General features: G+C 69.2%; 11 protein-coding genes. 8 read left to right on the top strand and 3 right to left on the bottom strand.

The features are described from left to right. Position 1: 1 nt before the first annotated feature. The 3 genes from gnd to dnaA all read right to left on the bottom strand — a co-directional run bounded on the left by gnd (position 2) and on the right by dnaA (position 4,379). A complete protein-coding gene (gnd, locus tag AB0M47_RS29245) occupies positions 2-874 on the bottom strand; it encodes a phosphogluconate dehydrogenase (NAD(+)-dependent, decarboxylating) (RefSeq protein WP_363419684.1) in 873 nt (290 codons plus the stop codon). Positions 875-965: 91 nt separating this feature from the next. Then, on the bottom strand, positions 966-2,099 hold the full coding sequence (dnaN, locus tag AB0M47_RS29240; protein WP_253759205.1) for a DNA polymerase III subunit beta: 1,134 nt from the start codon (positions 2,097-2,099) through the stop codon (positions 966-968). A gap of 648 nt (positions 2,100-2,747) precedes the next feature. Further along, positions 2,748-4,379 (bottom strand): chromosomal replication initiator protein DnaA, encoded by a 1,632-nt coding sequence (gene dnaA / locus AB0M47_RS29235; protein ID WP_363419681.1) that lies wholly within the window; start codon positions 4,377-4,379, stop codon positions 2,748-2,750. 375 nt (positions 4,380-4,754) lie between these two features. Between dnaA and rpmH the strand changes: the two genes are divergently transcribed. The 8 genes from rpmH to AB0M47_RS29195 all read left to right on the top strand — a co-directional run bounded on the left by rpmH (position 4,755) and on the right by AB0M47_RS29195 (position 10,395). Then, positions 4,755-4,892: a 50S ribosomal protein L34 gene (rpmH, locus tag AB0M47_RS29230; RefSeq protein WP_253759201.1), complete on the top strand. Its 138-nt coding sequence runs from the start codon at positions 4,755-4,757 to the stop codon at positions 4,890-4,892. A gap of 20 nt (positions 4,893-4,912) precedes the next feature. Continuing rightward, a complete protein-coding gene (gene rnpA / locus AB0M47_RS29225) occupies positions 4,913-5,305 on the top strand; it encodes a ribonuclease P protein component (RefSeq protein ID WP_363419679.1) in 393 nt (130 codons plus the stop codon). 44 nt (positions 5,306-5,349) lie between these two features. After that, positions 5,350-5,595 carry a membrane protein insertion efficiency factor YidD gene (yidD, locus tag AB0M47_RS29220; RefSeq protein ID WP_253763744.1) on the top strand — a complete coding sequence of 82 codons (246 nt, stop codon included), beginning with the start codon at positions 5,350-5,352 and terminating at the stop codon, positions 5,593-5,595. Continuing rightward, complete coding sequence (gene yidC, locus AB0M47_RS29215; protein ID WP_363419677.1) at positions 5,595-6,491, top strand: membrane protein insertase YidC; 897 nt, start codon at positions 5,595-5,597, stop codon at positions 6,489-6,491. Before yidD ends, yidC begins: the two co-directional genes overlap by 1 nt. Before the next feature lie 92 nt (positions 6,492-6,583). Continuing rightward, on the top strand, positions 6,584-7,087 hold the full coding sequence (locus tag AB0M47_RS29210; RefSeq protein ID WP_363419717.1) for a R3H domain-containing nucleic acid-binding protein: 504 nt from the start codon (positions 6,584-6,586) through the stop codon (positions 7,085-7,087). Between the two features lie 11 nt (positions 7,088-7,098). Further along, positions 7,099-7,827, top strand: coding sequence for a 16S rRNA (guanine(527)-N(7))-methyltransferase RsmG (gene rsmG / locus AB0M47_RS29205; protein ID WP_363419676.1), 729 nt, complete (start codon positions 7,099-7,101; stop codon positions 7,825-7,827). A gap of 517 nt (positions 7,828-8,344) precedes the next feature. Next, the gene (locus tag AB0M47_RS29200) at positions 8,345-9,388 is read left to right on the top strand and encodes a ParA family protein (protein ID WP_363419715.1); all 1,044 of its coding nucleotides are present in this window, start codon (positions 8,345-8,347) and stop codon (positions 9,386-9,388) included. Then, positions 9,385-10,395, top strand: a complete 1,011-nt coding sequence (locus AB0M47_RS29195; RefSeq protein WP_363419674.1) for a ParB/RepB/Spo0J family partition protein — start codon at positions 9,385-9,387, stop codon at positions 10,393-10,395. The genes AB0M47_RS29200 and AB0M47_RS29195 overlap by 4 nt, the downstream gene beginning before the upstream one ends. The last annotated feature ends 1,883 nt before the right edge of the window (positions 10,396-12,278 follow it).

Genomic DNA, 12,278 nt, shown 5'->3' with positions numbered 1-12,278 from the left:
GCTAGCTCTTGGTGACGGCGTGCCCGCCGAACTGGTTGCGCAGCGCCGCGATCGCCTTCATCGCCGGCGAGTCGTCCTGCCGCGAGGCGAACCGGGCGAACAGCGACGCGGCGATGACGTGCATCGGCACCGCGAGACGGATGGCCTCCTCGACCGTCCAGCGGCCCTCGCCGGTGTCCTCGGCGTAGCCCTTCAGCTCGTCCAGGTGCGGGTCGGCGGTCAGCGCGTTGTCCATCAGGTCCAGCAGCCAGGAGCGGACGACGGTGCCTTCCCGCCACGACCGGAACACGCCGGGCACGTTCTGCACCAGCTCCGACTTCTCCAGCAGCTCGAAGCCCTCGGCGTACGCGTGCATGAGGCCGTATTCGATGCCGTTGTGCACCATCTTGGCGTAGTGACCGGCGCCGACCGGACCGGCGTGGACGAAGCCGAACTCGCCGGCCGGCTTCAGCGACTCGAAGATCGGCATGAGCCGGGCGACGTCGGCGTCGGAACCGCCGACCATGAGCGCGTAGCCGTTCTGCTTGCCCCACACGCCGCCGGACACCCCGGCATCGATGTAGCCGATGCCGGACTCGGCGAGCTTCTCGGCCCGGGGACCGTCGTCGGAGAACCGGGAGTTCCCACCATCGATGACGATGTCGCCCTCGCTCAACAGCGCGCCCAGGGCGTCGATGGTGGCCTCGGTGACACCGGCGGGCACCATCACCCAGATCGCGCGCGGCGCCTGCAACTTGCCGACCAGCTCTTCCAGGCTCGCCGCGTCCGACAGGTCGGGGTTGCGGTCGAAGCCGACGACCTCATGGCCGGCCTCGCGCAGGCGGTCCCGCATGTTGCCGCCCATCTTGCCGAGGCCGATGAGTCCGAGTTGCATGGTCACTCCACTCAGGTGTGCTTGCCTAGTTCGAGACGGGCGCCGGACGCGGCGATCTTCGGCGCGCGGCCCGCCCCCCTGAAGGTTCAGGCTAGCGCCCGACCCGAATCGGCATGATCAGATAGCGGTAACCCGGCACAACCTCGCCGTCGTCGCCGGCCGGCATGAGGACCGCGGGCTTGAACGCGTCGGTGAACCCGAAGACGGCGGTCGCCGCGCCGAGCGCGCCCAGCCCGTCGATGAGGTACTGCGGGTTGAACGCGATCGTGAACGGCTCACCGGTGAAGGTGGCCTCCATCGCCTCGCTCGCCCGCGCCTCCTCGGTGCCGCCCGCCTCGACGACGAGACCTTCCTCGGTGAACGACAGCCGGATCGGGGTGGCCTTCTCGGCGACCAGCGACACGCGCTTGACGACCTCGACGAGGGCGCTCACCGGCACCCGAGCCTCGGCGTTGAACGACGCCGGGAACAGCGACCGCACCGGCGGGTAGGACTGGCCGTCGAGCAGGCGGCTCGTGGTCTTCCGGGTGCCTCCGGCGAAACCGATCATGCCCTCGCCCGCACCGGCGGTCGCGAGTGCCACCGTCACGCTGCCGCCCAGCGGGCCGAGCGTCTTGGCGGTGTCGGCCAGCGTCCGGGCCGGCACGAGAGCGGTGGTCTCGACGTCGTCGGCGGCCGGCTCCCAGCTGATCTCGCGGACGGCGAGCCGGTACCGGTCGGTGGCGAGCAGCGCGATCGTCGAGCCGGACAGCTCCAGGCGTACGCCGGTCATCATGGGCAGCGTCTCGTCCCGGCCGGCCGCGATGGCGACCTGGGCGACGGCGGCGGCGAACGTGGCGGCGTCGACGGTGCCGGCGCTCTGCGGCAGCTCGGGCAGCGTCGGGTAGTCCTCGACCGGCATCGTCGGCAGCGTGAACCGCGCGCTGCCGCAGACGAGTTCGAGGTGCGAGCCGACGGCGGCGATCTCCACCGGCTTGGCCGGGAGCGCCTTGGTGATCTCGGCCAGCAGCCGGCCGGAGACCAGCGCGGCGCCGTCGGCGTCCGCCTGTACCTCGACGTCGACCTGGCTCGACACCTCGTAGTCGAAGCCGGAGACGTGCAGGCGGCCGTCGGCGACGCGCAGCATCACACCCGCGAGGACCGGCACCGACGGCCGGCTGGGCAGGCTCTTTGCGGTCCACGCAACGGCGTCGGCAAGCGCGTCGCGCTCAACACGGAACTTCATGCGAGGCCTCCGGGGATCTCTTGTCAGGGCGTCGGGTCGGCGAGAGCTTCTTACGGACTATCGACCCTAACGACGAGGTGTGACGGTGAACCACCCTATGGCTTCTCCGGTGCGGGTGCTCGGAGGGGTCGGCCCGCCGGCAGCCCACCAACATCCACACACCGAAGATTGGGTTTTCTTCTTCTTAGAAGTCTCTACCGTCGTAATAGTAGGGGCTGTGGAAACTGGGGATAACTGCCGTTTCCGCTGCTCATCCGGGTTCAGGGCCGGTGGACAACCGGTGGATGAAGCCGTGGAAAACCGGGCCCTCCATCCACAGGACATTCTGTGTACACAGAGTGTCCACTCTTGCCCACACGTTCCCCACAAGACTTCCACAGGTTATCCACCGGGTTATCCACCGATCGGGCGGACCGCCCGAAGGGCGTTGTACACAGGGATATCCACGGATCATGGAAACCTGTCCACGGATCTTGGTCGGTTGTCCACACTGAATCCACAGGGACAATTTTTTGTCCACACATATCCACAGCCAATCCACAACCTTTGTCCACCGGTTGGGGATAACTCGACGACAGACGTCGATATAGAGCGGCGGGCGGCGCGACCGTCTGGTCACACCGCCCGCCGAAGTGTCTTTCGTGCAGGTCAGGGCGTTTGCTTGATGCGGTTGGTGAGTTCCGCGATCTGGTTGTAGAGCGAACGCCGCTCCGCCATCTGCTGCCGGATCTTCCGCTCGGCGTGCATCACCGTGGTGTGATCGCGCCCGCCGAACGCCGATCCGATCCGGGGCAGCGACATGGCCGTCAGCTCCCGGCACAGATACATGGCGACCTGGCGGGCGTTGACGAGCACCCGCGACCGGGAGTGCCCGCGCAGGTCCTCCAGGCTCACCCCGAAGTAGTCCGCTGTGGACACCATGATCTGGTCGGCGGTGATCTCCGGGGCGGTGCCGTCCGGGATGAAGTCGCGGAGCACCTCCTCGGCGATCTGCAGGCTCACCGGCGAGCGGGACAGTGAGGCGTACGCCGTCACTCGGATCAGCGCGCCCTCGAGTTCCCGGATCGAGTTGGAGATCCGCGACGCGACGAACTCCAGCACCTCGGGCGGCGCGAACAACCGGTCCTGCGCCGCCTTCTTCTGCAGGATCGCGATCCGCGTCTCCAGGTCGGGCGGCTGGATGTCGGCGAGCAGGCCCCACTCGAACCGCGTACGCAGCCGATCCTCCAAAGTGGCCAGCTGCTTCGGCGACCGGTCGGAGGTGATCACGATCTGCTTGTTCGCGTTGTGGAGGGTGTTGAAGGTGTGGAAGAACTCCTCCTGCGTACGCTCCCGGTTCTCAAGGAACTGGATGTCGTCGATCAGCAGGATGTCGACGTCCCGATAGCGGCGCTGGAACGCGCTCTGCTTGTCGTCGCGCAGGGAGTTGATGAAGTCGTTGGTGAACTCTTCGGTCGAGACGTAGCGCACGCCGCGGGCGTTGCCCAGCTGCTGGGCGTAGTGGCCGATCGCATGCAACAGGTGCGTCTTGCCCAGCCCGGAACCGCCGTAGATGAACAACGGGTTGTACGCCTTCGCCGGCGACTCGGCGACCGCCACCGCGGCGGCGTGGGCGAACCGGTTCGAGGAGCCGATGACGAACGTCTCGAACATGTACTTCGGATTGAGCCGGTTGCCACCGGTCTCGGGCGCGGGCGGGCGGCCGCCGAGCGGACCGCGACCTTCGGCCGGGGAGACGGACGGGGCCGGCGCGCCAGGCGACCCGAGGCGACCGGGCCCGCTCTCGGGGGCTCCGTCGTGGGCGGGCTCCCGTGGCACCGGCTGAGTCGGCACGGCGAACAACGCGTCCTCACCGTCCGGGGGCGGAGTGATCGCCACCGGCGGGTACGCCCCACTCGGATAGGACAGCGCCCGCTGAATCTCCGGGCGAGGTTCCTCCACCGGAGCCGGGCGCGGCGTCGGCGGGGCGGCGGGCGCGGGAGTGCCGTAGCCGCCACCCATGTAAAGCGGTGCGCGTTGAGTGTCGTCCTCCGGCGGCCGGACGGTCACGGCGACCTGTATCGGCCGGCCGAGGTTCCGCGACAGCGCGTCGGTGATCTGCGGGCGCATCCGGCTTTCGATGAAGTCCCGGGTGTACGGGTCCGGCACCGACAGCAGAGCGGTGTCCTCGACGATCGCGCGCAGCCGAGTGAGCTGAAGGTACGCCCGCTGCTGCGGCGAGATGATCTGGTCGGCGAGATCGTTGACGGCGTTCACCCAGACCGCGTCGAGGTCTCCCACTCTTCTCGCCCCCCAACCTTCTCCCCGGACGCCCGCGGCGCGGACTCTGCGCACAACGGCATCGAGCTAAGTTATCCACAACCCCCGCGCCGCGTGGCCCCGGGGCGGTCACGTGGCATAGACCGCACTCCTGGCGGCTCGCGCGAGCGCTTCCCGGCCCCCACCCGGGTCCCAGCAGGATAACGAGGCAGCGACCACAAGACCACCGCGCTTTGGTCGCAGATCGACGCAGCGTGTACCCTGGACAGGTTGCTCCGCTGCCCAGCGCTCCTGAGAAGGATGCTAGGGTGGCGGCCGAAAAGACAGTCGAGACGACCGTCGGAAGACCTCCCCCGCCACCGTCCAGGAGCGGGGATGACCGCAGGAGAGCCTGACGTGAGCAAGCGCACGTACCAGCCGAACAACCGTCGGCGCGCCAAGACCCACGGCTTCCGGCTGCGCATGCGCACCCGTGCCGGCCGCGCCGTCCTGTCCGCCCGCCGGGAAAAGGGTCGCGCCCGCCTGGCCGTCTGAGCCGAGCGGAGCGGTGCCGCATGCTGCCGGCCGCGAATCGTCTGCGGAGCAGCCGCGAGTTCGCTGACGCCGTCCGCGCCGGCCGACGTGTCGGCCGGGGCACCGTGGTCGTCCACTTGAAGACCAGCATCGACCAGCCCGGGACCGTAGAGGCCCCGGGCTGTGTCATGTCCGCACCCCGTGCCGGTTTTGTCGTATCGAAGGCCGTCGGCGGTGCGGTTGTCCGGAACAAGGTCAAGCGTCGACTACGTCACCTTGTCGCGGCACGGCTCTCGGCGTACCCGTTGGGAACCACTCTGGTGGTGCGCGCGTTGCCGGCGGCGGCCCACGCGGCGTTCGATCAGCTGAGCGCGGACCTGGACGCCGCGCTTGTAGCCGCGGCTCGCCCGCGCCGCAAGAGGGAGGGCTCGTGAAGACCCTGCCTGGTGTAGCGCGACCTGCGACACTCCCCGGTCGCGTGCTGGCGCTGGGAGTTATCGCGTACCGTCGTTGGATAAGTCCGGGCCTGCCGGCCCGCTGCCGGTTCTACCCGTCTTGCAGCGCCTACGCGCTGGAGGCGCTCGCCGTCCACGGCGCGTTGCGGGGTAGCTGGCTGGCGATCCGGCGGATCGGACGGTGTCACCCCTTCCACCCTGGTGGGTTCGATCCGGTTCCGCCGGCCGCCGCCCACCGCCGTAACGAGGCGACTGGAGCGCAACCCTAATGCTTGATCCGATCTACTACGCGGTGTCGTGGGTCATGCTCGCCTGGCACTGGGTCTTCGACGAGATCGGCGTCGGCGAGTGGCTGTCGACCAACTGGGACTGGGTCCTCTCGATCGTCTTCCTGGTGCTCACCGTCCGAGGCATCCTCTTCCCGCTCTTCGTCAAGCAGATCCGCTCTCAGCGCGCCATGCAGGCGATCCAGCCGAAGATGAAGGCGCTGCAGGAGAAGCACAAGGGTGACCGGGAGACGCTCCAGAAAGAGATGATGGAGCTCTACCGCACCGAGAAGGCCAACCCGCTGATGGGCTGCCTTCCGCTGCTGATCCAGATGCCCATCTTCCTCGGCGTCTTCCACGTCATCCGGCGACTCGACAGCGGCCAGCACAACCCCACGCTCTACGGGTGGAGCGAGGCGCTCTTCCACAGCGCGAGCGACGCCGAGCTCTTCGGCGTCTCGATCGGCGCGACGCTGCGCAACGGCGGCCTGGCCACGGTTCTCTGTGTGATCTTCGGCGTCATCATGATCGCGACCACCTACCTCACCAGCCGCCAGATGATCCTGAAGACCGGCTGGAGCGAGGACCCCCAGCAGCGGATGGTCCAGCGGCTGATGCTCTACGGCATCCCGCTGACGATGATCATCTCGGTGTCGGCCTTCCCCCTCGGTTTGATCCTGTACTGGACGACGACCAACATCTTCTCGCTGGGCCAGCAGTTCTGGGTGCTGAAGAAGTACCCGCCGCTGGTGAACGGCAAGCCGGTCGAACCCAAGCCCAAGGCGAAGAAGGGCGAGGACGTCGAGCTGATCGAGGCCCAGCGCAAGGCGCTGGCGCCCAAGGTCGGCGCGAAGCCGACGAACCCGAAGAAGGGCGGCTCGAAGCCGAAGGTCGGCTGAGCCACGCCCCCTAAGCCATCGCAACAACCAACGGAGACAGCAGCGTGACCGAGACGAAGACCGAGGCGTTGGCCGCCGAAGAGCCGGCGGACGTGGCGGCGACCGCTGAGGCGGAGCAGAGTTCGGAACCGGCCGGCGACGAGGAGCTCTTCCACCAGAGCGAGATCGCAGCCGACTATGTCGAGGGTCTGCTGGACATCCTCGACTTCGACGGCGACATCGACGAGATGGTCTCGGGGGGACGCCCGATGGTCGAGGTGGTCGGCGAGCGCCTGGGCGCACTCGTCGGACCGCGCGGCGCGACCCTGGAGGCCCTGCAGGAACTGACCCGGCTCGCGGTCTACCGCGAGACCGGGGCGCCGAGCCGGCTGCTGCTCGACGTCGGCGGCTACCGGGCCAACCGCAAGAAGGAACTCGTCGCGGTCGCCAAGAACGCGATCGAGAAGGTGCGCGAGCATGGCGAGCCGGTGCGGCTGGAGCCCATGTCGGCGTTCGAGCGCAAGTGCGTCCACGACGTGGTCAACGCGGCCGAGGGCGTCGAGAGCGAGTCGGAAGGCGTCGAGCCGAACCGCCGGATCGTCGTCCACCCGGTGTGACGACCGCGATAATGGATCACATGACCCATGACCCCGCCGCGCCGGACTCTTCGGCCGGCGGGGTTCCTGCTTCTCTGGAACCAGCGGCCACCCGTCTGTTCGGGTCCCGCCTCGAGCTCGCGTCGCGCTACGCGCAACTCCTTGCCACCGAAGGAGTTGTACGCGGACTGATCGGCCCGCGGGAGGCGCCCCGGATCTGGGATCGCCACCTCCTCAACTGTGCGGTGGTGGCCGAGTTGATTTCCTCCGGGGAAACGGTGGTTGATGTCGGCTCCGGGGCCGGTCTGCCGGGTATCGTGCTCGCAGTGGCTCGGTCCGACATTTCGGTCACCCTCATCGAGCCGCTGGCGCGACGCACCGCTTTCCTCACCGAGGTGGTGGAGGCTCTCGAACTCGGCAACGTGACCGTCCATCGAGGACGGGCTGAGGAAGCGGCCGGCGCGGAGGCGGATGTGGTGACGGCCCGAGCGGTCGCACCGCTGGATCGGCTGGCCGCGTGGTGCCTTCCGCTGGCCCGGATCGGCGGTCGGATGTTGGCACTCAAGGGCTCCTCCGCCGCGGAGGAGATCGCCGAGCACCAGGCGGCGGTCACTCGTCTCGGCGGCGGTCCCGCCGTGGTCGTGCGCTGCGGTGAAGGCCTGATCGAGCCGCCGACCACCGTGGTCGAGGTGGCGTGCATCGCGCGGACGAAGTCGAAGCCGTCTAAGGCGGCACGCTCAGGGGCGCGGTCGCGGCGGTGATCCGGCCCTGGGCGCGAGGCGCGCATGGGGGTCGAAGGTGGGGGTACGCGGGGGTCGGCGCCCGAGAAGCTTGGCCGACGTCGAACGTCTTTCACGTCCGGCCCCAGTGCCCCCGCCACCGTCTTCGGGCGTGGGGTCTCAGGGTGTGGGATGGCCCACTGGAGCTGTGCCGCGCGTAGCGGGTCGCCTGCTGCTGGTGAACGGACTAGCGGTGTTCACCCCGCCGGTTCGTGCCGTTGACGATGCCCGACCGGTGGACTCAACTGGAATCACGAGCGCCAGCGCCGTAGGCTGGCCGCGCGTCGTTTGTGTGGACCCCCTTCTGGTGCGGGTCAACGACGCGGTCGAGCCGTCATCCATCAGGGGCAGGGATGTGACCGTGCAGAACGATGTTTCACGTGAAACATCGGTGCCGCAGCCGCGGACACCGACCTTTCTGGCACCCGAGTACGCCGAATCGGGTGCCCAACGTGAGGCTGAGCCGGTGGGCCAGCGCGAGGCGGAGCCACCGCGAACCGTGACGGGGTACGCCCCCGCTCCCCCGAACCCGCCCGGCACCCGTCCGAGCCCGTCTCCCCGTCCAGTCAGCGCGGTCCCCGGCGCGACCGCCACCAACGCTGCGCATGTCGAAACCGAGGTCCCCGTGGCGAACACGTACGGTGCAGAGGAAGCGGCGGCCGAGCCGCGCGAGGACGACCCGCCGCTGGCGATGGAGGCTATGCGAGCCGTGCAGATTCTGAACCCTAGCGGCGAGATCACCATGCCTCGCCCGGCCCGGCCCCGTGTCATGTGTGTGGCGAACCAGAAGGGCGGCGTCGGCAAGACCACGACGACCGTGAACCTGGCGGTCGCCCTCGCGCTGCACGGCAACCGCGTACTGGTGGTCGACCTCGACCCTCAGGGCAACGCCTCAACCGGGTTGAACGTCCCCCACCACGCCGGCATCCCGGACGTCTACGACTGCCTCATCGAGAACGTGCCGCTGGCCGACGTCGCCCAGCCGGTCGAGGGCATCCCGAACCTGCACTGCGTACCGGCGACGATCGACCTGGCCGGTGCCGAGATCGAACTCGTCTCGGTCGTCGCGCGAGAGTCCCGCCTCGGGCGGGCCATCCAGGCGTACCCGACCGAGTTCGACTACGTCTTCATCGACTGCCCGCCGTCGCTCGGCCTGCTGACGGTCAACGCTCTCGTCGCGGCGCAGGAGGTGCTGATCCCGATCCAGTGCGAGTACTACGCGCTGGAGGGTCTGAACCAGCTCCTCAACAACATCAACCTCGTGAAGGCCCACCTGAACCCGACGCTGGACGTGTCGACGATCCTGCTGACCATGTACGACCGGCGTACGCGCCTGGCGGACGCGGTCGAGCAGGACGTCCGCAACCACTTCGGGGACAAGGTGCTCACCTCGGTGATCCCCCGCAACGTGCGGGTGTCCGAGGCGCCCAGCTACGGCCAGTCGGTCATGACGTACGACCCGGGCTCCCGTGGGGCGACGAGCTACTTCGAGGCAGCCCAGGAGATCGCCGAGCGCGGCGCGAAGATCGGAGTCACCGCATGAGTGCCGCTGCACGGCCGAAGGGCGGGCTGGGGCGTGGCCTCGGCGCGCTGATCCCGACCGGACCGGCGCCCGCCGCCGCACCTGAGGAGCCGGCGCCCGCAGCGCCCCGGCAGAGTACGCCGGCGGCGGAAGTCGTCCCGCCCGCCGCTCCCCCGACCCCCGCCGCACCCGATCCGCGTGAGCTGGCTCCGGTTCCGGGCGCACGGTTCGCCGAGATCTCGGTCGACTCGATCGTCCCCAACCCGAAGCAGCCCCGAACGGTCTTCGACGAGGAGGCACTGGAGGAGCTGAAGATCTCCATCCAGGAGGTCGGCTTCCTCCAGCCGATCGTGGTCCGCGACCTCGGTGCGGACAAATACGAACTCGTCATGGGCGAGCGCCGTTGGCGCGCCGCCCAGGCGGTCGGCAAGGACCTCATCCCGGCGATCATCCGGGACACCCGGGACGACGACATGCTCCGGGACGCCCTCCTGGAGAACATCCACCGGGCGCAGCTGAACCCGCTCGAAGAGGCGGCCGCGTACCAGCAGCTGCTGGAGGAGTTCGGGGCGACGCACGAAGAACTCGCGCGCCGGATCGGCCGCAGTCGGCCGCAGATCTCGAACACCATCCGGCTGCTGAACCTGCCGGCGCCGGTGCAGCGTCGGGTGGCGGCGGGCGTACTGAGCGCCGGCCACGCCCGGGCGCTCCTGGGGCTGGACGACTCGGGGAGGCAGGAGGAGCTGGCGACCCGCATCGTCGCCGAAGGCCTCTCCGTCCGGGCCGTCGAAGAACTCGTCACGCTCGCGCTGTCCGACGGTACGCCGGCTGAGAAGTCCCCCGCCGCCCGCCGGACCAAGCCGCACGCGCCGGCCCTGACGGATCTGGCCGACCGCCTCTCCAACCGATTCGACACCCGGGTGAAGGTCGACATCGGCCGCTCCAAGGGGAAGATCACGATCGAGTTCGCGACGGTGGACGACCTGGAGCGCATCGTCGGCATCATCGGCGTGGACCGCCAGGAGTAATCCGAAATATCTCGCATGGCCTTGTGCCAGCTCGCTCCGCCTCGCACCATCTCGTACGGCCCGGTCGCTTGGAGCGGCCGGGCCGTTCTCGTTGTGGATCTCCGTGTTTCACGTGAAACATCGGTTGGTCGCTCCCCTTCCCCGGGGTGGGGTCACTCTTGGTTGGCGCGGGTTGGTTGTGCCGGGTGCCTCGGACTGGGATTCCTACTGTGGGCGCCGGGGCGCGCGGGTTGAGGTGAGGACGGCGCCTGGGCTTCTGGGGCGGGTCCTCGAGTCGCGGTCGGTGGCGCTGGTCGGTGCGTTCGCTCGGCGGGCGCTCGCTCGGTCGGATTTGGTGTCAGGGGATCTGGTCGATTCCGGTTGGGGCGGATCGGCGGTACCGGTATGCCCGGTGTGCTGGTGTGCTGGTGTGCTGGTGTGCTGGTGTGCTGGTGTGCTGGTGTGGCCGTGCCGTGCCGTGGCGTGGCGTGGCGGCGCAGCCGTGTGAGGTGGCCGTGTCACGCAGCGGTCGGCGCTGCGGCTGCGCGTCAGGTGGGTGACGTGGTCCGGCCTGCCCCTGATCCTGGCGGTCCCGATCCTGGCGGCCTCGATCCCGGCAGTCCCTGATCCTGGCGGACCTTGATTCCGGCGGAACCCCGATTCCAGCGAGCCTCGGTCTCCCGGCCTCCCCATCCCTGAGACCCATGGCTCCCGTTCGCCTGGGTGCCGCGCTCCCCCGGCCTCCTGTCATCCGGTCCTCGGGTCCTCCGGTCCCGACGCTCCCGGTCGCGGGTCGGATCGGGTTGCCGGTGGCGGTCCGTGAGATTTGGCTCCCCGACCTGGCTCGGGCGGTGCTGGAGCGGCATCCCAGTCGCTTCGGCGGCCGTCCGTGCGGTGGCACGAGCTGGGCTGGTTCGGCGCGACTGGTTCGGGGCGAGTGGTTCGGACCAGGCTGGCCGGCCTGGTCGGTTCGGCCAAGGGCGGCCTGTAAGCCGGCTCAGAGGGCCTACTCGGCAGTGGGCCTAGCGGGCAGGCGGGCAGGCGGGCCTAGCGGGCAAGCGGGCCTAGCGGGCAAGCGGGCCTAGCGGGCAAGCGGGCAGGCGGCCAAGCGGGCAGTGGGCCTAGCGGGCAGTGGGGCACCTAGCGCAGTGGGCAGCGGGGCACCTAGCGCAGTGGGCAGCGGGGTGCATAGCGCAGTGGGCCTGGGTCGGTGGGGCCTGGCCCGGTGGGGCTGGCTGGATTCGCGGCTGGGCCTGCTCGGTGGGTGTGGCTCGGCACCGCGGTCTGCCTCGCAGTGCTGCACGTGCCATACCCGGCTGGGCTAAGCACAAGAACGCGGTTCGTCGGCCCAACGGCTGCTGGATCGTCGGGGTTCTCCGGAGATGCGGACCGCCACGCGATAGGTCACGCGAGCGGTATGGCCGGAGGCCTCGGAGGGCGCCGGGGTTGCGGCGACACACCTCCCGGAGCGGGGGTGAGATCGGAGGCACGTTCGCCGAGCCGATTCGCTGACCCGATTCGCTGGCCCGATTCCACCGAGCTAGTACGTGGTCTAATCCCCAGCGCGGTTGGCGGTCGCCATCTTGCGGCATGCGTCGGCGTGCCCAAGGCTGCGAACCCGTTTGCGAGCGAACCTGTTGCGAGCGAACCTGTTGCGAGCGAACCCAGTGTGGGGCCGGCTCGGCGTCTACGGGTTCGGCGCGTGCGCGAGACCTGTGTGCGTGGCCCAGGCTTCGCACCCGGCATACGTCGGATCCAGCGTGGGTTCGGAGTGCGTGGGTTCGGGGTGCGTTGGATCCGGCGTGCGTGTGTCCGCGTACGGCCTGACGTGACGGTGTGTGTACGGGCTCACGTGTAGGTCGGTCTCCGGTGGTGTGGCCGGGAGAGTGGGTCACCCTTCGGAT

The organism is Hamadaea sp. NPDC051192, assembly GCF_040682475.1.
GTDB classification, from domain to species: Bacteria; Actinomycetota; Actinomycetes; order Mycobacteriales; family Micromonosporaceae; genus Hamadaea; species Hamadaea flava.
The sequence above is the reverse complement of the archived record's forward strand: the minus strand, read 5'-3'. Positions and strand labels throughout refer to the sequence as shown.